Origin of the sequence: Flavobacterium defluvii (assembly GCF_900129555.1) — a bacterium.
Taxonomy (GTDB): domain Bacteria; phylum Bacteroidota; class Bacteroidia; order Flavobacteriales; family Flavobacteriaceae; genus Flavobacterium; species Flavobacterium defluvii.
Genome location: NZ_FQWC01000008.1, coordinates 116,598 through 138,362 on the forward strand (window position 1 = coordinate 116,598; position 21,765 = coordinate 138,362).

The following is a 21,765-nucleotide window of genomic DNA, read 5'->3' on the forward strand; positions in this document are numbered from 1 at the left end:
TATGGGAGAATATTTTTTGAAATATCAAATGTAAAAATAATAAAATAAACTCTTACAATGAAAGCATCTTAAGGAGAATCTGGATATTTTAAAGAAATGTTAAGAATTAATGAATACAAGGCTTTAAAATGCTTTTTTATGAATTCAATTTAAATAATTAAGTGATATTCATTGTTTTAAATTAAATGAATTAATTGTTTGAAATGCATCGTATTAAAAATGTTCTGTTTGAAGTGAGTGGCAGAATGTTATATTATAATAATCTAAAAGAGGAATTGGAAATGTATTCAGTATTTCATAATTTTCTATTTTACATAATATAAATTATAGTTCAAAATGAATAACCCTTAAAAAGGGCTTTATTCGTATAATTTCTTTAAAATTAGTTCTTTCGGCACCAAATCATTGCCACCGCGTTTTGTAAATTGTAATACTCCATCTTCGAATATTAAATATGCTCCAAAACTTGATCCGTCTTTTTCTATTAGTTTTATTTGTGCTCTGTCGCTTAATGAATAAACATATCCGGTTACATCTAAAACTCCAGAATTTAATTCTTTATCATTGCTTGTAACTTCTGCAGTTCCTGTAATCATATAATTTGACTGTGCAATTGTAATTCTAAAAAAATAATCTTTTTTGCAGCCTTTACATTTTTCTGCACCCCAGGTTCCGGTAAAATTATTGATTTGCGAATAAGATTGAAAATTTACAAAAATCAGAAATAAAAGGATTTTTTTCATAGAATTAAAAATGTGCAAAACTATGATTCAAATATAAACGAAAAAAAGCATCACAGAATTGCGATGCTTTATATTTCTCGTATTTGAAAAAATTATTTTATTGTTGTCAAATAAACCGATTTTCCGTTTAGTGAAACTTCGATTTGATTTGTTTTTTCTGAGAATGTTGTTCTTAAAACATTTCCTTTAAAAATCGAAACGTCACCATAAACTTTTCCGGTTTCATCAGAAACATATTCAAATAATAATTTTTTATTATCAGGTTCAATTCCTAATTTATAACTTGAAAATTTAGTCCCTTTTAAATCAAATTGCTGCTGCGAATCGATAATTTTTCCGTCGGCATAAAAATTTGTAATTGTTTTATTAAGCGTAATGTCCGGATAATACTGGTTAACTTTTGTTAGCAGCGCATATTGCTCAACATTTGCATCTTCTTGTTTAGAAGTAATGTTTTGTGCAAAAGAAACTGTTGTAAAAATTAGGGCTAATACTGATAGATACTTTCTCATATTTTTAATTTTTAAATTATAAATGTTACGTTTTTGATATTAAATTCGTTTCATATCTACTACAAGGTATGAAATCTTTACCTTTGCAAAAAATTATAAGCCTTTTTTTAAGAAAATGACAACAAAAAAATATATACAACTTATTCTCATATTAGGTTCTTTAACAGCACTTGGCCCTTTCTCAATCGACATGTATCTGCCTGGTTTTTCAGATATTGCAAAGGATTTGAACACATCTGTTGCTAAGGTCTCGATGAGTTTATCAAGCTATTTTATCGGAATTTCTGCCGGGCAATTGCTTTACGGACCATTATTAGATCGTTTCGGACGTAAAAAACCTTTATTTATTGGTTTGATGGTTTACATTTTAGCTTCGTTAGGCTGCGTATATGTTGCTGATATTGATATTTTTATATTCTTGCGTTTTATTCAGGCAATCGGAAGCTGTGCTGCAACTGTTGCTTCTGTTGCGATGGTTCGTGATTTATTTCCTGTAAAAGATATTCCAAAAGTTTTTTCTCTTTTGATGCTTGTTTTAGGACTTTCTCCGATGCTGGCACCCACAATTGGCGGTTACGTAACTCAGGATTTTGGCTGGCACATTGTGTTTCTTATACTATTTTGTATGGGGATTGCTATATTAATTGCATCACAGCTTGGTCTGCCAAATAGCTATAAACCAGACACTTCAATTTCGTTAAAGCCCAAACCTATTATTTCTAACTTTTTAAAAGTTATAAAAGAACCGCAATTTTATACTTACGCATTTACAGGTGCAATCGCATTCTCTGGATTGTTTACTTATGTTGCGGCATCACCTATCATTTTTATGGACATTTACCATGTAGATGCCAAAACATATGGATGGATTTTTGCCTTTATGTCGGTTAGTTTTATTGGTTCGAGTCAGTTAAATTCGGTTTTGTTAAAGAAATTTTCGAGTGAACAAATGATTTTTACAGCTTTAATTCTACAGTCAATCATTAGTATTACGTTTTTAATATTGTCGGTAAATAATCTGTTAGGGTTATATACAACAATTGTTATGCTTTTTCTGTTTTTAGGATGTTTAGGAATTTCAAACCCCAATACAGCTGGGTTAACGATGGCACCTTTTGCTAAAAATGCCGGAAGCGCATCTGCTTTAATGGGCGCAATTCAATTAGGTTTAGGAGCTTTGGCTTCATTTGCTGTTGGCGTTTTTGTGAAAGAATCTGTAGCACCTATGGTACTTATTATGACTGTAACAACCATTATTGCTTTTATAGTTCTAAATATAGGTAAACGCTTTATCAAAAATAAAGCTGAAATATCTGAAAATGATGATGTTATTGCTGGACATTAAGCAATAATTCCATTTTTTAATATTTTAAATTTTTGCTTTACATAATATTTTTATTTAAAAAGACATAAAAAAGCCAGAATCATTAGATTCTGGCTTTTTTAATATTCTGATAAATTCGAAATTTAAAACTTAAGATCTCTTATCAGGTCTAATTATCATTCTAAGAGACTGATCTCTTGCGAAATATGCAACCATCCAATTCCAAAATGTATTTAACCTGTTTCGATATGTAATTAATGAGATTAAGTGAATAAACAACCAAATAATCCAGGCGAAAAATCCTTTAAAGTGCCATTTTGGACTTGGCAAATCTACCACTGCTTTTGCTTTTCCAATAATAGCCATAGAACCTTTGTCTTTGTACATGAAAGGTTTAAGCTGTTTATTTTTAGCCATTGCTTTAAAGTTTTTTGCCAGATTTAATCCTTGCTGAATAGCAACCTGCGCTACCTGTGGATGTCCGTCTGGAAAATTTTTATCTCCGGCTAAAATCGCGGTATCACCAATCGCATATACATTATTTAATCCGTTTACTTTATTAAACTGATCTGTGGCCATTCTTCTTCCGCGTCCGTAGCTTTCTTTCGGAATTCCATCAAAAAGCTTTGCCGAAACTCCGGCTGCCCAAATTAGGTTTTTGGTTTTTATAGTTTCGCCGTTTTCAAAAAATACAGTATCATCTACATAATCAACGACTTTAGTATTTAATTTTACAACAACGCCTAGTTTTGTTAAAGCTTCTAAAGTATCTTTTTGAGATTCCTTGCTCATTGGAGATAAAAGTGCATCGCCGCCATCGACTAAATAAACATTACTTGCAGATGTATCTAATTCAGGGTATTCCTTTAAAAGAATACTTTTTCGCATTTCGGCAAACATTCCCGAAACTTCCACTCCGGTTGGTCCACCTCCGGCAACCACAATCGTTAATAATTTGCGGCGTTTGCGCATTTCTTTGCAAATTGCTGCTTTTTCAAGATTTTTAAGCAGTGTATTTCTCATTTCGATAGCATCGTTTAGAGTTTTCATCGGAATGGCGTTTTTCATAACATTTTCCATTCCAAAATAACTCGTTTCTGCACCCGTTGCAAAAACCAAATGATCGTATGATAATTCGCCGTTACTTAAAATAATTTTATTTTCGGCCGGAACAACAGAAAGTAGTTCGCCTAAACGAAACTGCAGGTTTTTTTTGCCTGCAAAGAATTTTCTAAAAGGATAACTGATGCTTGACGGCTCTAAAAAAGCGGTGGCAACCTGATATATAAGCGGAGGAAAAAAATTATAATTGTTTTTATCGACAAGGGTTACTTGTATATCTGGGTGGTTTACGAGTTCTTTTGCAAGGTTAATTCCTGCAAAACCACCTCCTATTATGACTATGTTCATATATATTGTGTGTTTAAGTGGTATTTATGAGTAAAAACTCTCTGTATAAATTTAACATTATAATTCCAAATAAAAAATCCATTTAGGGTTTTCTTTTGATTATTACTTAATTAATTTATAAGCTTAAGTTTCATCATAATATCGGTCTGTTCATCATTTCCTAACCTAAAAATATGTTTGTCAAATTCGACAAATCCATTCTTTTTATAAAAGCTTAAAGCTCTGTGGTTTTCTTCCCAGACACCTAACCAAACATAGTCTGTGTTTTTTTCTTTTGCTATTTGAATTGCCTTTTCATAAAGCAATTGCCCTACTTTTTTTCCATGAAATTCTTTTGCAACATAAATACGCTCAATTTCAAGAGATTTTTTATCCTGCAATTCGGTCTGCGATTCTCCGAAGTTTATTTTTAAATAGCCAATTGCTTTATTTTCAAGATTTGCAAAATAGAATTCAGAATTTTTATTAGTTAATTCGTCAGTTAATTTTTCTGTCGAAAAACTTTTTTCCAAATACTCTTTCATATTTTCTTCAGAATTAAATTCTGAAAAAGTTTCCTGAAAAGTCTGTCGGCCAATTCTTTGTAATTGTTCTATTTCGGTCAGTGAAATTTTCTTTATCTGAATATCTTCCATTATAATTTATTGCTGTATTTGGGATTAAAATTCCTTATAAAAATACAACATAAACCACCAATTTCATTAGCCTTAAGTACTACTTTTTGAATTTTTTAACAGGCTTTTCTGTTACTTCAATTTTGTTTTGCAAAACATAATTAGCCAGCAATTTTTCAATCAGTTCGTCTTTTGTAAGATGATGAAAGACGGTTTTTACTTTTGTTTTTAAATCAGCTGAAATGTCATGATTGGGTTTGGTTTTGAAGATTTGTTTTGCCCACAAAAGTGTGTTATTTTCTTCGATGCTCAAAGCAGATGGTTTTTGGAATTTCGTAAATGTAAGACCTAACTCCCTTTCAAAATCGGCAATTTCAAAAACCTCTTCTTCTTGTAAAACAGTCAAAGAAAGCCCCTTTGCCCCTGCTCTGGCTGTTCTTCCGCTTCGGTGAACATACGTTTCATAAGTATCTGGTAAATGATAATTTACAACATAAGAGATTTCTTTTACATCGATTCCTCTAGCTGCTAAATCGGTGGCAACCAAAATATTAATATGACCTTCGCGAAATTGTTCCATAATTCTGTCACGAATTCCCTGAGTTAAACTTCCGTGAATTGCTCCGGAAGAAAAACGATTTATAGCCAGATTTTTAGCCAGTTTATTAACAGCTGCTTTAGTTTTACAGAAAATAATACCACGTTCTCCATCTTTTGAGTTTAAAAAATGCATTAAAACATCTAGTTTTTCAATGGGGTCAACTACAATATATTCGTGATCAATTCCTTTGTTTCCGGTTATCTCCATGCTGGCACTTACCTGAACTGCATTTTTGTTTAGGTAATTTTGAACTAATTGCTTAATTGTTCCCGGTAAAGTTGCTGAGAATAATAAAGTGCGGTGTTTTTTTGGAATTTCAGCCAGAATTTCATCAAGGCTTTCTTTTAAAATCGAAACCATTTCATCGGCTTCATCTAAAACTAAATATTGAGTTTGTTTTAAATCAACTGTATTTCTCTGAATCAAATCGACCAAACGTCCAGGAGTGGCGACAATAATGTGTGTTGGAGCTGTAAGGCGCTCAATTTGAGGTTTTATTGGAATTCCTCCACAAGTTGATGCAATCGAAATATTAGGAATATATTTTGAAAAATCTTCCAGATTTCTAAAAATCTGATGTCCTAATTCTCTTGTTGGGACTAAAATAACCGCCTGAACATAATCTAGTTTAGTGTCAATTAATTGCAATAATGGCAATCCGAAAGCCGCTGTTTTTCCTGTTCCGGTTTTGGCTAAACCAACAACATCGTGATTTTCAGATAATAAAAGCGGAATTGTTTTTTGTTGAATTTCAGTTGGTTCAAGAATATTTAATTCGCTTAAAGCTTTTAAAATTGGTTCTGAAAGTCCTAATGTTGAGAATTGTTTAGACATATTTTTATTTTTTTGTTTCAGGTTTCATGTTTCAAGTTGCACAGAAACCCGATAAGTTTGACAAAAGGAGAAACTACATTAAAAATGCTATTTCTCCTTTTTAAATTTATTAATACTATTTTAGGTTCCAACAACTTGAAACATGAAACCTGAAACCTGAAACAAATAAAACCTTTAATTATCAATCCGGTTCGTTCATGATTTTTTCGCGGTATTTTTTACCTATTAATAAGGTCAGTCTTTGCTTGTAATCCTCAAGAAGCCATTCACGGTAATTTTTACTGCATTGGCTTAAGCATTTTGCAAAACGTTTTATACGATCTTCAATATCGTCTTCCAACTCTTTTGAAAGAGCCTTTGCTTCCGGTAGTAACTCAGTATTATCTACACACATTGCTGCGTGTTGTTCCAGTGATTTATCCAGTACGATTTTCGAACGTAAGTTTTGTTTAATCGCTTGTTTGTGTTCTTCATCTACATCAAAAGTAACATCAGCTGTTTTACTGAATTTTGCTCGTAATTCAGGCGGCATGCTGTACTTGAAATACATTTCGATTTCGGTATCATCTCTTAAATTTTCAAGATAAAACTCCGGAGATTTAAAAATGTGCTGCCAGTTTACAGGATCGCTCCATAAACCAAAACGAGCGGCATTATTACCTAAATCGATAACCGTAAACTCATCTTTTCCAGGTAATTTACGAGACCCGCGGCCAATCATCTGGAAATATAAAGTTAATGATTTTGTAGCTCTGTTTAAGATAATGGTTTCAACAGTCGGCTCATCAAAACCGGTTGTTAAGATTCCAACAGAAGTCAAAATCGCATCCGGTGTTTTCTTAAACCATTGTAAAATATCTTTACGTTCTTCAGAACTGCTTGTGTTATCAAGGTGTCTGATGTCGTAACCTGCTTCTCTAAAAGTATCATAAACATACAATGAAGTATGGATACCGTTATTGAAAATCAAAGTCTTTTTACCCAAAGAACGTTCTGTATAGGCATGAAGCAGCTTTTCCTGCATCATAGAATTGGTATACAAATCATCAGATGATTTTACGGTATAATCTCCGTTGATACCTACTTTTAATGAAGTCAAACCAACATCGTAACTGTACGTTGTTGCTCTGGCAAGGAATCCTTTGTCAATCAATGAACCAATAGTGTCTCCTACGATAAGCTCGTCGTAACTTTGGTGCATTGGTAATTTTATATTTGAACTCAAAGGCGTTGCCGTTACTCCAAGAATAAAAGCATTTTTAAACGAGTTCAATAATTTTCTGAATGAATTATAATGTGCCTCGTCGATAATAACCAAACCAATATTATCAAGGTGTAACTTTTCGTCGTTGATACGGTTTTTTAAAGTTTCAACCATGGCAACGAAACATGAATAATCATTTTGGTCTGGTAACTCTTTTACCTTACTGTTGATTATTTTATTGCTTACGCCAAAACCCTTCAGCATTTTTGAAGTTTGTTTGCAAAGCTCGATACGGTGTGTTAATACCACCACTTTTTTGTCATTATTAGATAAATAACGACGTACAATTTCTGAGAATATCACTGTTTTCCCGCCTCCAGTGGGCAATTGATATAACAAATGATGTTTTGGAGGAGCATTATCTAAGCGGTCAAAAATGGCATCAATATCGCCTTTTTGGTATGCATAAAGTTCTTTTTTCTCTTCTCTTTCTATTTCTAAAGTGTTTTGAGACATTGTTTATTTTTGGATTTTTGCAAAAATACATCGAAAAAACAGTTATTCATCTTATTTTAACCTAAAATAAATGTTTTTTTATAAATAAGATTTTTTATAGGAAATGTTTTTAAATATCAATTTTATCCAGAATTGCTTCAAAATCATACCTGTTTTTCCATTTTTGCTGCAAAGTCTGTTGGTAAACTGCCTCAATTCTTGCTTTAAATTCAGCGAAAATTCCATTAGAAATAACAAAATTTACTGCCTGTTCAAATGAATTAAATATACTTTTGTAAAACAATTCCTGCTTAATATAATTGTTTGCCGAATATGTTTGCGCAATTTCGATGTTGTAAAACATCAAATCGGCAATAATAAATGGGTCAACCCCCAGCATTATAAAATGTTTTATAATTTTTTGAGCAACAGAACGGCGCATTTTTGCTCTCGGACGCCATTTTGCATTCGGTTTTTTTACCGGAAAATATTCATGCGAAATTTTAACCTTAGATTCCTGTAAAAGTTTGTCTTCTTTCGGATTAAAAACAAAATCATAATATACTTTTACAGGGCTGAACTTTTCGTAAAGTTCGATTAGTTGTTCTTCGAGTTGTCCCTTAGTTAATTCTGTTAAATATTTTTTTAGATCGCGTTTGCTCATTATCAAAGTTTAAGAATACAAAAGTAAATTACTTTCCTGAGACATAACTTAAAAACCAATCCTAATACTTAATTTTGCTTATAATCTCAAAAAAATACATACATGCTCAAAATTTTTAAAGTTACTGCTATTTTAGAAGGAATCTCATATTTAGTTTTATTTGCCAATATGCTTATTATCAAAACTAATAATCCTGAACTTTATCATACATTACTGAGACCGTTAGGGATGACACACGGTGTTTTATTTATTGGTTATATCGTTTTGGCTTTCTTATTAAAAAAATCTCAAAACTGGGATTTAAAAACTTTTGCTATTATACTAATCGCTTCTCTTATTCCGTTTGGAACGTTTTATGTAGAGAAAAAATATTTAGAAAATAAAGCAAATGCTTAACCTTTTGGATAAAATATTCAATTTTTTATACCCACTTTTCAGACATTGGGGAATGAATCGCAATTTTGCGTCTTATATCAGTCTGATTTTTAATATAGCCATTATGGTGGCGATGGCGTATGCCATTTATTATATCGCAAAATTTGTTTTAGTTACGCTTACGGCGATTTTTGCACAGCGAACAAAAACTAAGTTCGACGATTATTTAATTCACAACAAAACCACAAAATATACTGCGTATTTAATTCCGTTTTTCTTTATTTATAAAGCGGTTCCTATTATCCTGGACAAGTACGAATATTGGGAGTTACTTTTCGGAAAAATCGTTGGTATTTATATCGTTCTTATTAGTTTATGGATTATTAGAACCATTTTTAATGCTTTACGGGATTATCTAAAGCAAAAACCGGAATATAGCGACAAACCAATCGACAGTTTCGTTCAGGTTATTATGATTGTGCTTTGGATTTTTGGGGTTGCGATGATTATTTCGACTTTATTCGGAATAAAGCAAAGTGAATTATTAACTATTTTAGGAACACTTTCTGCGATTATCATCTTGATTTTCAGAGATACTATTCTTGGATTTGTTTCGAGTGTTCAGGTTGCCATAAATGATATGGTTCGAATTGGCGACTGGATTACGATGGATAAATTTGGTGCCGATGGTGATGTTATCGAAATTAATTTAACGACGGTAAAAGTTCGAAATTTTGATAATACCATTACGACAATTCCAACCTATGCTTTGAGTTCAGATTCTTTTCAGAACTGGCGCGGGATGCAGAAGTCTGACGGAAGACGTATTAAAAGGCACGTTTTAATAAAAAGCAGTAGTATTCGTTTTCTTAACAATGACGATTTGAATCATATGAAAGGAATTCAGCTTATTACTTCTTATATAGAAACGCGTCAGGCCGAAATTGAAAAGTACAACAGCCTTAGAGGAATTGATAAATCACTTTTGCTTAACGGACGTAATATGACCAACTTAGGTTTGTTTCGAAAGTATATTATGCAGTATTTATTAGATCATCCAGGGTTAAATAAAAATATGCACATTATGTGCCGTCAGCTGCAGTCTACTGCACACGGAGTTCCTTTAGAAATTTATGTTTTTTCGAGCGATAAGCGCTGGGCAAATTACGAATATATAATGTCTGATATTTTTGATCATATTATGGCCTCGGTAATATATTTTGATCTCGAAATTTTTGAACTTCCTTCGCAGATTGGAAGATTGGATAGATAATTTTTGTTTCAGGTTTAAAGTTTTAAGTTATTGAAACGTGTTTAACCGCAAAGAGCGCTAAGGTTTACGCAAGGTTCGCAAAGTTTTTTTACAAAGCTTTGCGAACTTTGCATTTTATATTAAACCTCACAAATAAAACATTTTAGTGTTCTTTGCGTAAACCTTAGCGCTCTTTGCGGTTTAAATTAAGCGTAACGCAAATAAAAACTATTTCTTCACTTTTACAAAAACAAACTTCGGATCTTTATAATTCAATGTTCCCTGAATAAAACATGGCAGACTCATATAAGTGCCAATTACGCCGTTTCCTAAAATGAGTTTGTTATCTTTTTTAAGCAAAGCTAAAGGGATTCTTTTCCAGCTCCCTCCATTTGAGATAAAATGAAAATCGCCTCTAAAAGTGTCTTTCTTTATATCCCCTCTTACATCACCTGAATCTTTTCCAACTCCATAATACGAAATTTCATAACGTCCATAGAAACGTTTGTCGTTTATGTTGATGTCTAAAATTGCCGTGTCTTTATTATTTACGGCGCGATATAAAATGCGATTGTATTTGTCTTTTTCTTCTTTAGAATTACAGGAAACAACTACAGTTAAAATTAAAAAAGAGAAAAGAATAGATTTTAAGTTCATTTAAAATGTATATAGATATTTTTTACTGTTTAGTTTTTATCAGCAGAAATATTTGAACCAAGAGAACGCCAAACAGCACACCAATAGCAAAAATAGAAAGGAAATCGACATTGCGAATATTTGCTGCGGAATTGTTTCTAAAATAATTTCCCGAAGCAATAATCAAAAGAATAACAGTGAGTATAATTGATTTGTTTTTCATAATGTTGATTTTTAGTGAATTAAATTTTAATAAATGTATAAAAATTATTAAAAGATTTTTTCTAAATTTAAAGAAAAAACATGGCAGATAGAGACACTTTTTTAAGAGAATTCAGAGGCGAAACTTTAGGAACCGTAAGTGCTCAATCTTCTTCAGATGAGATCTTTCAAAACCAGACGATTAGACCTATTTTAAAACTTCAAAACGATTTGTTTATAGCGGTTTTTATAAACTATGTAAATAAAAATAAGCCCGATTTTTTCTCTTATTCAGTTGAGAAGAAATTATTGGCTATTGAAAATTCCATTCAAAAAGATATTAAATTCAGAAATTCATTAAAAGGAATTGTAATGGCGCTTTTTACACTTGAAGAATACGAAACTTATATTCAGAATTCATCAAGCTTAAACAAACGAATGATGAATTTATTGATTGAAAGATTGAAAAGTCAGGTACAGTTGTTTGAGGTTGAGTCAGATTCGAAGTAATTTTAAGGAAAAATAAATGGATAATAACTTTAGTAAAGTAATGTCTGTTAAAACAGACGAAGAATTAATTAAGATTGTAACTATAAATAGAAGCAAATATCAACAATTAGCCATTGAAGCTGCAGATCAAGAAATTGAAAGTAGAAAAATTGATATTTCAAGATTTGAAGAAGTAAGAACCAAATTTGAGGAAGAAAAAGAGTTGACTAAAAAAATCGAGAACAACTCAGTTCGTTCCAGAATAAGATTTATAAATTTTGTAATTGATTTTACGGTAATTTTTATTCTTTTTTTCTTACTTGTTCCAGTAGTTGAACAGTTTTTACCACTTGTAAACAGAATACAATTTTCAATTTACAGAATTGGTTCTTTATTATCTTTTATTGCTTTTTATTATATTCTTTTAGAATATAAAACTCAAAAAACTCTTGGAAAAATTATAACCAAAACTAAGGTTGTTAATTTTGAAGGAAACAAACCTGATCTTACAGATATAATAAGCAGGACTTTTTGCAGATTAATTCCTTTTGATCGTTTTTCATTTTTATTTTCTAGAAATGGATTTCATGATGCTATTTCGCGTACCAAAGTAATCAAAGATGTTTAATCAACTTCGAAATAAATTCCCTTTAACTGACGAAAAATGGAACGAATATACCAGTTATTTCAATCGTATTGAAGTTCCGTCTAAAACCGTTTTGATTGAAGAAGGTGAAGTTTCTAAAAAGCTTTTTGTAATCGAAAAAGGCTGTATCAGGGTTTGGTTTAATAATAATGGAAAAGATTTGACTTCGCAGTTTTTCTTCGAAAACCAAAGTGTGGCTTCTATAGAAAGTTTTATGAAAAAATTTCCCAGTCCGGTCGTGGTTGAAACAATCGAACCTTCTGTTTTATGGTGGATTTCTAAAAAAGATATCGACAAAATTCTGGAAGAAATAAAGGAAATCCCGGAGCTTCGGGATCGATTAATCAATATGCTTTTTCAGAGGACATTTGATTATATGAAACATTTTTTCTCTTTTATAAAAGACTCTCCTACTCAGCGTTATCTTAATTTAATTGAAGAAAAACCTCAAATTGTTCAGCGTGTTCCTCAACATTATATTGCTTCTTATCTTGGCGTAAGCACAGTTCATTTAAGCCGAATAAAAAGTAAATTATTGCACGAAAAATAATTAAAATTTCACCATATAAGTCATATAACAAATTATAAGCTAGGCTTAAATTAACTTATATGACTTATATGGTTTAAAAAAATCTTTAAAAACTTAATAATTGTTTCTTATTTCATTTGATAACAAATGTTATCGTATGCCCATAAGCGGCGCTCTAATTTTGCTTCATAAAATTTAATATTTATAAAAATTATGAAAGCAGCAGTAGTTTATAAAAAAGGTGAATCACCAAAATATGCAGAATTTCAAGAACCAATTTCTACTAATGAAAATGAAGTTTTAATTTCGGTTCAGGCCGTTGCCATTACCAATCTAGATAAAGGAATTGCAAGCGGAGATCATTATTCTTCTGAAAATGAAAATCAAAACGGATTTATTGTAGGCAGCGATGCAGTTGGATCACTTGAAGATGGAACGTTAGTCTATGCTCGTGGTATTTCGGGAACAATTGCAGAAAAAGCAATAGTTGAGAAAAACAGAATGGTAAAATTGCCGGTTGGTATTGACAGCGCTGTGGCGGCCGCATTGCCTAATGCTGTCGCAGGGTCTGCAATGGCACTTCGTTTTAGAGCCGGAATACAACCCGGAGAAACTGTTTTAATAAATGGTGCAACAGGATTTACAGGACAAATGGCCATTCAGATTGCTAAGCATTACGGAGCAAAGAAAATAATTGTTACAGGAAGAAATGTAAAAACGCTTCAAAGTCTTCTTGAATTAGGTGCTGACGAAATTGTTTCTTTAAAACAAAATGATGAATCGTTCATTTCCCAATTAAAAGAAATTCACCAAAATACACCTATTGATATTGTAATAGATTATTTATGGGGACATTCTGCAGAGTTGATTCTTTCGGTTTTAAAAGGTAACGGAAATTTTACGCCTAAAACGCGTTATGTTTCTGTTGGTTCGATGTCTGGAGATACAATTCAATTATCAGCACAAATTTTGAGAAGCGTTGATTTACAATTATCAGGTTCTGGTTTAGGAAGCTGGACAAAAGACGAAGTGAAATTGTTATTTTCTGAAATACTTCCAGAAATGTTTCTTTTGGTTTCTCAAAACAAATTAAAAGTAAATATCGAAAAAGTAAATTTAATCGATATTGAAAAAATGTGGAATGCAGAAGTTCCAGACGGGAAACGATTAGTTGCGATAATTTAATTGTTTTAAACACATAGAAGCATAGATATATTTCTATATATAAGAATACTAAAAGAAACTAGTTTCTAACACATAGCTATGGGTGTTTATAAAAAGTGAAACGCCTTTTACGGTTTCTAAAAACTATGTTTCTATGTGTTTAAATATTATTTATTTTGTATTAATATTTCAATAATTCAAGTAACGATTCCTCGAAACGATCTTTCGCTAAAAACTGATCTTCAAGAGCTTTTGTGAAAGGAATTGGCGAATCTAAACTTGCAACTCTTTTTACAGGAGCATCCAGATATTCAAAACAGTTTTCCATAATCAAAGCCGAAATATCACTTGCGATTCCACCAAATAGTGTGTCTTCCTGATAGATAATAGCTTTTCCTGTCTTTTTAACCGAAGCAAAAATGGTTTCGGTATCAAGAGGCTGCAGTGTTCTTAAATCAATTAAATCAGCTTCAATTTCCGGATGTTTTGCTAATGTTTCTAAAGCCCAGTGAACCGGAGCTCCAAAAGAGATAATCGTAACGGCATTTCCTTCTTTAATTAAAGAAGCTTTTCCAAATTGAATCGTGTAATAATCAGTTGGAACTTCCTGATAAACACTTCTGTATAATTGTTTATGTTCAAAAAATAATACCGGATTCGGATCGTTGATTGACGTATTTAATAAACCTTTTGCATCATACGGAAATGCCGGATAAACCACTTTTAAACCCGGAGTTTTGGTAAACCACGCTTCATTTGTCTGCGAATGGAACGGTCCAGCCTGAGTTCCGCCACCGCAAGGCATACGCACCACAACATCCGCTTTTTCGCCCCAGCGGTAATGCGATTTAGCTAATAAATTTACGATTGGATTAAAACCTGTTGAAACGAAATCAGCAAACTGCATTTCTACAATTGCTTTATATCCATTTATAGATAGTCCCATTCCAGTAGAAACAACAGCACTTTCACAGATTGGTGTATTTCGTATTCTGCCTTTTCCAAAAGCGTCAACAAAACCATCAGTGATTTTAAAAGCGCCGCCATATTCTGCAATGTCCTGCCCCATGATAACCAGGTTTTTATGACGCCACATAGATTGCTCTAAACTGTTGCGAATGGCATCAATAAATCGGATATTGGTTGTTTCAGAATTATGTGTATATTCATCATATTGAAATGGTTTATAAACATCATCTAATTCTCCGCTGTAAGTAGGCTCTATCTCTGGTTCGGCATTTGCCATTGCCCAGTTTTCATCAATTTCCTGTTTTATTTCACTGCGTAATTTTTCGTCAAGTTCATCAGTAAGAATACCAAGTTCAGTTAGGTATTTTTTATAATTATTTACAGGATCTTTGGCTTCCCATTCATCCATTAATTCCTGCGGAACATATTTTGTACCACTCGCCTCTTCGTGACCGCGCATTCTAAAAGTTTTAAATTCTAATAAAACAGGATGCGGATCAGCAATCATTTCTTCTTTTAAACGCGAAAGTTTGTTGTATACTTCAACAATATTATTTCCGTCGATAATCCAGCTTTCAATGCCGTAACCAATTCCTTTATCGGCTAGGTTTTCGCATAAATACTGCTCATTTGTAGGTGTAGAAAGTCCATAACCGTTATTTTCAATAATAAACATAACCGGAAGTTTCCAGACTGCGGCAATGTTTAAAGCTTCATGAAAATCGCCTTCACTTGTTGCGCCTTCTCCGGTAAAAACAGCGGTAATTTTTTTATTATCCTGAAGTTTATCAGCCAATGCAATTCCGTCTGCAATTCCTAACTGCGGACCTAAATGCGAAATCATTCCTATAATATTATATTCCTGAGTTCCGAAATGAAAACTTCTGTCGCGCCCTTTAGTAAAACCATTCGCTTTTCCCTGCCATTGCGAAAAAAGTCTGTGAAGCGGAATATTTCTTGTGGTAAAGACACCAAGATTTCTGTGCATTGGCAGCACATATTCTGATTTGTCCAAAACAGACGTTACTCCTACGGCAATAGCTTCCTGCCCTATTCCTGAGAACCATTTTGAAACTTTTCCTTGACGGATTAAAATGAGCATTTTTTCCTCGATTAAACGAGGTTTCAGAATTTTTTTATATAAATCTAATAATTTTTCGTCGCTAAGGTTTTGTCTATAGAAGATCATTGAAATATAATTTTTTATTCAAATATATAAAAATATAACAATTTTAACAGTATTTGTTAAATTATTAAAATTAAGATTGCATTAATAGATTCATAAAAATAGAAAAATAATTACATCATTTTATTTTTTAAAAAATCGAAAGCAAATATAACATCAAATATTGATCTATCTTTAAATATTTGTATTATTTTAGCTACAAAAATAAATATAATGATTTTTGAATATTTAAAAATTAATCTTCATTTTTTGTATTAAAAATTGCGTATACGCTAAATTATTTATCAAAACATTAAATTCAAATCTAAAATATTATCTACCTTTGTTATTGAAAGGTTTAGTGCCTTTTATTCTTATAATAAAAATGTAAAGTATGCAAAACATTCCTAGTGTAGACTTACGTGATTTCCTTTCGGACGACCCGAAACGTAAACAAAAATTTGTAAATGAAATCGGCAGTGCATTTGAAAACATTGGCTTCGTTGCCTTAAAAGGTCATTTCTTAGATGACAAATTGGTAGACGAACTTTATGGTGAAATTAGAAAATTTTTCGCCTTGCCAGTAGAAACTAAGCATAATTATGAAATTCCCGGAATTGGAGGACAAAGAGGTTATGTTTCTTTTGGAAAAGAACATGCTAAAGGACGCAAAGAAGGAGATTTAAAAGAATTTTGGCATTTTGGCCAGTATGTTGACAAAGATTCAAGATGGGCATCGGAATATCCTGACAATGTACAAGTTAAGGAACTGCCTCGTTTTAATGAAGTAGGAAAAGAAGCTTACCAAATGCTTGAAAAAACAGGTGTTTATGTTTTAAGAGCTTTGGCTCTGCACCTTGGTTTAGATGAGTTTTATTTTGATAAATATGCAAAAGAAGGAAACTCAATTTTAAGACCAATTCATTATCCTCCAATTACTTCTGAACCGGAAAATGCAATTCGTGCAGCGGCTCACGGAGATATCAATTTGATTACTTTATTAATGGGAGCGCAAGGAAAAGGGCTTCAGGTTCAAAACCACAACGGCGACTGGATTGATGCCATTGCTGAAGATGATGAATTAGTAATTAATGTTGGAGATATGTTGTCCAGACATACAAATAACAAATTAAAATCTACAATTCATCAGGTTGTAAACCCTCCAAGAGAATTATGGGGAACTTCTCGCTACTCTGTTCCATTTTTTATGCATCCGGTAAGCGATATGCGCCTGGATTGTTTAGAAAATTGTATAGATGAAGAAAACCCTAAAAAATATGAAGATATTACAGCGGGAGAATTTTTACACGAACGTTTAGTAGAATTAGGTTTAATCAAGAAATAACCTTTTTTACTTCAATATTATAAATTCCAAATTCCAAAACTATTTTTTTGGAATTTGGAATTTAATTTTTATGTATTTTTAAATATTGGAATTTAATAAAAATATGGACTTAAAAGATCAATTAAAAAACTTATTTCCTGATCATGTAGAATCAAACGAGTCTGAGGAAGTTCAGGAACAGGATCACGTTCTGTATGTACAGAAAGAACCAATGATCTGCAAATTTGAAAAGCGAAAAGGAAAACCTACAACCATTATTGAAGGTTACGAAGGAAGTGACGAAGATTTTAAAATACTGGCAAAAGAAATAAAAACAAAACTAAGCGTTGGCGGTACTTTTAAAGATGATTCGATCATTATACAAGGCGATTATCGCGACAAAATTATGACTATTTTAAAAGAAAAAGGATTTAAAACTAAAAGAGTTGGCGGGTAAAATAGTTTAAAGTTTCAGGTTTAAAGTTTCAAGTTACACAACATGAAACGTGAAACGTGAAACAAAAAAACTCAGAACCTCAGTATCTCAGAACCTTAGCAGCTTAAAAAAAATGATAAAAGAATCAGAATTAATACTTAACCCAGACGGAAGTGTTTACCACTTAAACCTTCGTCCTGAACATATTGCCAACGATATTATTTTTGTTGGAGACCAAAATCGAGTTGAAAAAATCACACAGTTTTTTGATTCAATAGAATATTCAACACAAAAAAGAGAGTTTAAAACCCAAACCGGAATTTATAAAGGAAAAAGAATTTCTGTAATGTCAACCGGAATTGGTCCTGACAACATTGATATTGTTTTAAACGAACTGGATGCACTTGTAAATATTGATTTAAAAACACGTAAGCCAAAAGAAAATTTAACGTCTTTAAATATTATCCGAATCGGAACTTCAGGGTCTTTACAGGAAGATATTCCGGTAGACAGTTTTGTAATGTCTAAATTCGGGCTTGGATTGGATAATATGCTTCGCTCCTATTTAATTGATGAAGTTTCGAATACAGCTCTCGAAGACGCTTTTGTTACACACACAAACTGGGATATTCGTAAAGGAAGACCTTATGCAATCCCTTGTTCTGAAAAACTGGAAAAAATTATAGAATCAGATAAAATATTCAAAGGAATTACGGCAACTGCAGGAGGTTTTTATGGACCACAAGGACGTGTTTTACGTTTGAATATCCAGGATGAAGAATTAAACAATAAAATGGATAATTTTGATTTTAATGAAAGCCGAATCACAAATTTAGAGATGGAAACTGCAGCAATCTACGGACTTTCTTCGCTTTTAGGGCATAATGCATTATCTTTAAATGCAATTATTGCCAATCGTGCATCTGGAACTTTTAGTGAAGATCCTTATAAAGCCGTAGATGCATTAATTACGTATACTTTAAATAAACTGGCTGGTGCTAAATAATGAAAACGGCTATTCTTAAATTTGAAAAATTACTGAGTGAAAACGTCGACTTATTTTCAAAAATAAATAGTGATGTTTTTACAGCGAAAGTTTCTGACAAGTGGTCTAAAAAAGAAATACTGGGTCATTTGACAGATTCAGCAATTCATAATTTAGTTCGTTTTACAGAAATTAATTATGTTGAAAAACCATATCATCACAGGCCATATAATCAAATAGATTTAGTAAATTTAAATCAATATCAGGAAATGGATATTGGCGAATTAATACAACTATGGTTTGTTATTAATAAACAGATCGTTAGAGTCATGAAATCTGTTGATGAAAAAGCTTTAGATTATAAAATAATTTTGAGTGATCAGTCTGAAATTGATTTAAGATTTCTCATGACTGATTATGTCGAACATTTAGAACACCATATTAACCAAATAAAGTCTTAAATTATGTTTTTAAGGGTTGCGAGACACACAAATGATTTAAAGAAAATCGAAGATTTTTATGTTGATATTCTTGGTTTTGAGCAATTGGGAGGTTTTGAAAAACATAATAACTACGATGGCATTTTTATTGGAAAATCAGGTTTAGACTGGCATTTTGAATTTACAAAATCAGATACAGAAGCCAGTCATTCATTTGATGAAGACGATGTAATTGTACTTTACCCTAAAACAATTTCAGATTATAACGAATTAATAAATAAGCTTATACTCCATAATATTGCAACAATAACTGCAGCTAATCCTTTTTGGAATGAAAACGGAAAAATGATTCAGGATCCAGACGGTTATCGTATTGTAATATCGCCTCTAAAAGCCATAATAAACGAAATAGAATAATGCAGGAAACACATAAAAAAATATTATTTAAATATTATAGCGATTATTTAGAAGAAACAGTTTCAGAAACCATGTGGGCCGAAATTGTAGATCTTGAAAAAGGGCTTTTTAAATTAGATAATATTCCATTTTTTGGACCTTTGATTGCTACAGATGATTTATTTTACGCCGAATTTGATGAAGCCGAAGGACGTTTGGTTTACAAAGAAACAATAGAAAATTCAGGTAATTCAATTGTTCAGGTTATCATATTAGAAAAAGAATTTGATAAAGAAATTATCAGAGAAAAATTAAAAGCAATAAACTGTTTATCAGAAGGCTTAAACGATAATTTTGTTTCTGTTGAAGTAGTTCGTGATGTGGATTATTCTATTGTGAGAAGCGTTTTAAACGAGTACGAATCTCAGGAAATAATTCAATATGCTGAACCTTGTCTTTCAGACAAACACAGGGCAGATTTATTAAAAAACTAAAACTTACAAACTTAAGAATACGCATACCAAACTTAACTTAAACTTAAACTATAATGAAAACTGTAAAAATTGCGGGTGTTCCTGAACACTTCAATTTGCCATGGCATTTATGCATTGAAAATGGCGAATTTGAAGCAGAAAATATTGATTTGCAATGGAAAAATATTCCTGAAGGTACCGGAAAAATGTGTCAGATGCTGCGTGATGGCGAAACTGATATGGCCGTAATCCTTACAGAAGGAATTGTAAAAGATATTACCGCAGGAAACCCAAGTAAAATTGTTCAGATTTATGTTCAGTCACCTTTAATTTGGGGAATTCACGTGGCTGCAAAATCAAATTTTGAAACGGTAAAAGATTTAGAAAATAAAAAAGCAGCTATATCAAGAATTGGTTCGGGGTCGCAATTAATGGCTTATGTAAATGCAAACGAACAAGGCTGGAACAGTGATACTCTACAATTTGAAATTATAAACACAATCGATGGTGCGGTCGAAGCACTTACAAACGGAACTGCAGATTATTTTATGTGGGAACGATTTATGACAAAACCCCTTGTAGATCAGGGAATTTTCAGGCGTGTTGGCGACTGCCCTACTCCATGGCCATCATTTGTCATTACAGTTCGCGATGAATTCCTGAAAAAAAATCCAAAAGTAGTCGAAAAAGTGTTGGGAATTATCAATAAAACCACACACGATTTTGCGCAGATTCCTGATATTGACAAAACTTTGGCTGATTTATTTAATCAAAAAGTTGAAGATATCCAGGAATGGCTTAAACTGACTCAGTGGTCTCAAAAACATTTAAGTGAAAAAGCATTTATCAAAATTCAGAATCAATTATTTGATCTGGGAATTATTGATAAAAAAAGTACTTTTGTTGAAACGGTAAAAGCGCTGTAAAAATACTGCTTTTTGATTCTTATGATAAATTTTCCTAAAATTGACCTTCCGCAATTAAAATCCAAATTACAGGTGAAATCACCTTGGGATAGGATTATTATTTCGCTGTTGAGTCTGTTGATAACGATTCCGATATTTATCATTTTGCATCAAAACCTGATAGATTTAGAATGGGCTTTTAACCTTGACAGGGTTTTTATATTCATTTTTGTATTTTCTGCGATTTTCTTCTTGCTAATGTATCTGCGAACCATAATTATTTTATGTGTTGCAGTATATTTATTGGTTTTATTTTATGGATCAGTAATAGGAAATTATGGTTTCAGCGAAATTTCCGAAGATTATAATTCGATGATTTATACCATGTCGGACAATCCGTATCCGCAGGATATAGTGGTTGCAAAACTGCTTCCGTTTCCAAATAAATCAAAAATTATAAGTGCGATTGAATATCAAAACCCGAAAGTGCGCAATTTTGCTATTATGGCAACAACAAAGCATTTTAAGGGAATAAAAGGCTACTCAAACTACAGAACCATTATTCAGTGTTTTGCTGTTTTTAAAGAAATAAACGGCCGCTGGAATTATGTAAACGACCCCAAAGACGGTGACTACATTGCCACTGCCAGCGAATCTCTTGAATATTTTTCGGGAGACTGCGACGATCATTCTATCTTGATGGCGGCAGCAATTCGTTCTATTGGCGGAACTCCAAGACTTATTCATACAAAAGGCCATATTTATCCGGAAATATTAATTGGTTCAATGATAGATCTTGAAAAAGTAAATTATCTCATCAAAAATGTACTTTTTATAAGAGAAAGTTATGGTAAAAAACTTCATTACCATATAGATGAGCGTGGTCAGGTCTGGATGAATCTTGATTACACAGCTACTTATCCGGGCGGACCCTTTATGTATGAGGAAATTCTTGGAGCATTAACTTTGAATTAATTTG

25 protein-coding genes are annotated in these 21,765 nt (G+C 32.1%); 15 read left to right on the plus strand and 10 right to left on the minus strand.

Annotated elements, in window-relative coordinates:
• Window positions 1-359 precede the first annotated feature (359 nt).
• Entirely contained in the window at window positions 360-743 is a 384-nt protein-coding gene (locus BUC29_RS16740) for a hypothetical protein (RefSeq protein WP_073417324.1), read from the minus strand.
• A gap of 92 nt (window positions 744-835) precedes the next feature.
• Window positions 836-1,255, minus strand: coding sequence for a hypothetical protein (locus tag BUC29_RS16745; protein ID WP_073417325.1), 420 nt, complete (start codon window positions 1,253-1,255; stop codon window positions 836-838).
• Window positions 1,256-1,370: 115 nt separating this feature from the next.
• Between BUC29_RS16745 and BUC29_RS16750 the strand changes: the two genes are divergently transcribed.
• The gene (locus tag BUC29_RS16750) at window positions 1,371-2,600 is read left to right on the plus strand and encodes a multidrug effflux MFS transporter (RefSeq protein ID WP_073417326.1); all 1,230 of its coding nucleotides are present in this window, start codon (window positions 1,371-1,373) and stop codon (window positions 2,598-2,600) included.
• Window positions 2,601-2,729: 129 nt separating this feature from the next.
• On the opposite strand, the gene BUC29_RS16755 is transcribed toward BUC29_RS16750, so the two are convergent.
• The 5 genes from BUC29_RS16755 to BUC29_RS16775 form a co-directional block, all read right to left on the minus strand.
• Window positions 2,730-3,989, minus strand: coding sequence for an NAD(P)/FAD-dependent oxidoreductase (locus BUC29_RS16755; RefSeq protein ID WP_073417327.1), 1,260 nt, complete (start codon window positions 3,987-3,989; stop codon window positions 2,730-2,732).
• A gap of 110 nt (window positions 3,990-4,099) precedes the next feature.
• On the minus strand, window positions 4,100-4,624 hold the full coding sequence (locus tag BUC29_RS16760) for a GNAT family N-acetyltransferase (RefSeq protein WP_073417328.1): 525 nt from the start codon (window positions 4,622-4,624) through the stop codon (window positions 4,100-4,102).
• 79 nt (window positions 4,625-4,703) lie between these two features.
• Window positions 4,704-6,038, minus strand: a complete 1,335-nt coding sequence (locus tag BUC29_RS16765; protein WP_073417329.1) for a DEAD/DEAH box helicase — start codon at window positions 6,036-6,038, stop codon at window positions 4,704-4,706.
• A gap of 181 nt (window positions 6,039-6,219) precedes the next feature.
• Entirely contained in the window at window positions 6,220-7,758 is a 1,539-nt protein-coding gene (locus BUC29_RS16770) for a DEAD/DEAH box helicase (RefSeq protein ID WP_073417330.1), read from the minus strand.
• A gap of 109 nt (window positions 7,759-7,867) precedes the next feature.
• Entirely contained in the window at window positions 7,868-8,401 is a 534-nt protein-coding gene (locus BUC29_RS16775) for a DUF6155 family protein (protein WP_073417331.1), read from the minus strand.
• 102 nt (window positions 8,402-8,503) lie between these two features.
• Here BUC29_RS16775 and BUC29_RS16780 point away from each other — a divergent pair, with 102 nt between their 5' ends.
• Window positions 8,504-8,797, plus strand: a complete 294-nt coding sequence (locus BUC29_RS16780) for a DUF3817 domain-containing protein (protein ID WP_073417332.1) — start codon at window positions 8,504-8,506, stop codon at window positions 8,795-8,797.
• Window positions 8,790-10,049, plus strand: a complete 1,260-nt coding sequence (locus BUC29_RS16785; RefSeq protein ID WP_073417333.1) for a mechanosensitive ion channel family protein — start codon at window positions 8,790-8,792, stop codon at window positions 10,047-10,049. The genes BUC29_RS16780 and BUC29_RS16785 overlap by 8 nt, the downstream gene beginning before the upstream one ends.
• 207 nt (window positions 10,050-10,256) lie before the next feature.
• Here the strand turns inward: BUC29_RS16785 and BUC29_RS16790 are convergent, their stop codons facing one another.
• Entirely contained in the window at window positions 10,257-10,685 is a 429-nt protein-coding gene (locus tag BUC29_RS16790; protein WP_073417334.1) for a hypothetical protein, read from the minus strand.
• 22 nt (window positions 10,686-10,707) lie between these two features.
• On the minus strand, window positions 10,708-10,887 hold the full coding sequence (locus BUC29_RS16795) for a hypothetical protein (RefSeq protein ID WP_073417335.1): 180 nt from the start codon (window positions 10,885-10,887) through the stop codon (window positions 10,708-10,710).
• 80 nt (window positions 10,888-10,967) lie between these two features.
• Between BUC29_RS16795 and BUC29_RS16800 the strand changes: the two genes are divergently transcribed.
• The 4 genes from BUC29_RS16800 (at window position 10,968) to BUC29_RS16815 (ending at window position 13,714) form a co-directional block, all read left to right on the plus strand.
• Entirely contained in the window at window positions 10,968-11,375 is a 408-nt protein-coding gene (locus tag BUC29_RS16800) for a glyoxalase (RefSeq protein ID WP_073417336.1), read from the plus strand.
• A gap of 16 nt (window positions 11,376-11,391) precedes the next feature.
• Window positions 11,392-11,982 carry an RDD family protein gene (locus tag BUC29_RS16805; protein ID WP_073417337.1) on the plus strand — a complete coding sequence of 197 codons (591 nt, stop codon included), beginning with the start codon at window positions 11,392-11,394 and terminating at the stop codon, window positions 11,980-11,982.
• Window positions 11,975-12,550 carry a Crp/Fnr family transcriptional regulator gene (locus BUC29_RS16810; RefSeq protein WP_073417338.1) on the plus strand — a complete coding sequence of 192 codons (576 nt, stop codon included), beginning with the start codon at window positions 11,975-11,977 and terminating at the stop codon, window positions 12,548-12,550. The genes BUC29_RS16805 and BUC29_RS16810 overlap by 8 nt, the downstream gene beginning before the upstream one ends.
• Window positions 12,551-12,742: 192 nt before the next feature.
• Window positions 12,743-13,714, plus strand: a complete 972-nt coding sequence (locus tag BUC29_RS16815; RefSeq protein WP_073417339.1) for a quinone oxidoreductase family protein — start codon at window positions 12,743-12,745, stop codon at window positions 13,712-13,714.
• Between the two features lie 160 nt (window positions 13,715-13,874).
• Here BUC29_RS16815 and BUC29_RS16820 read toward each other — a convergent pair whose 3' ends face one another.
• Complete coding sequence (locus BUC29_RS16820) at window positions 13,875-15,851, minus strand: alpha-ketoacid dehydrogenase subunit alpha/beta (protein ID WP_073417340.1); 1,977 nt, start codon at window positions 15,849-15,851, stop codon at window positions 13,875-13,877.
• Between the two features lie 370 nt (window positions 15,852-16,221).
• Here BUC29_RS16820 and BUC29_RS16825 point away from each other — a divergent pair, with 370 nt between their 5' ends.
• From BUC29_RS16825 to BUC29_RS16860, 8 genes are all read left to right on the plus strand, one after another.
• Entirely contained in the window at window positions 16,222-17,172 is a 951-nt protein-coding gene (locus tag BUC29_RS16825; RefSeq protein WP_073417341.1) for an isopenicillin N synthase family dioxygenase, read from the plus strand.
• Window positions 17,173-17,275: 103 nt separating this feature from the next.
• Complete coding sequence (locus BUC29_RS16830; protein ID WP_073417342.1) at window positions 17,276-17,608, plus strand: translation initiation factor; 333 nt, start codon at window positions 17,276-17,278, stop codon at window positions 17,606-17,608.
• A 112-nt stretch (window positions 17,609-17,720) separates the two neighbouring features.
• Window positions 17,721-18,593, plus strand: a complete 873-nt coding sequence (locus BUC29_RS16835) for a nucleoside phosphorylase (RefSeq protein ID WP_073417460.1) — start codon at window positions 17,721-17,723, stop codon at window positions 18,591-18,593.
• On the plus strand, window positions 18,593-19,033 hold the full coding sequence (locus BUC29_RS16840) for a DinB family protein (protein WP_073417343.1): 441 nt from the start codon (window positions 18,593-18,595) through the stop codon (window positions 19,031-19,033). The genes BUC29_RS16835 and BUC29_RS16840 overlap by 1 nt, the downstream gene beginning before the upstream one ends.
• Before the next feature lie 3 nt (window positions 19,034-19,036).
• Complete coding sequence (locus tag BUC29_RS16845; protein WP_073417344.1) at window positions 19,037-19,429, plus strand: VOC family protein; 393 nt, start codon at window positions 19,037-19,039, stop codon at window positions 19,427-19,429.
• Window positions 19,429-19,902 (plus strand): DUF4265 domain-containing protein, encoded by a 474-nt coding sequence (locus BUC29_RS16850; protein WP_073417345.1) that lies wholly within the window; start codon window positions 19,429-19,431, stop codon window positions 19,900-19,902. Before BUC29_RS16845 ends, BUC29_RS16850 begins: the two co-directional genes overlap by 1 nt.
• A 53-nt stretch (window positions 19,903-19,955) precedes the next feature.
• Entirely contained in the window at window positions 19,956-20,807 is an 852-nt protein-coding gene (locus BUC29_RS16855; RefSeq protein ID WP_073417346.1) for a substrate-binding domain-containing protein, read from the plus strand.
• A 21-nt stretch (window positions 20,808-20,828) separates the two neighbouring features.
• Entirely contained in the window at window positions 20,829-21,761 is a 933-nt protein-coding gene (locus BUC29_RS16860; RefSeq protein WP_073417347.1) for a transglutaminase-like domain-containing protein, read from the plus strand.
• The last annotated feature ends 4 nt before the right edge of the window (window positions 21,762-21,765 follow it).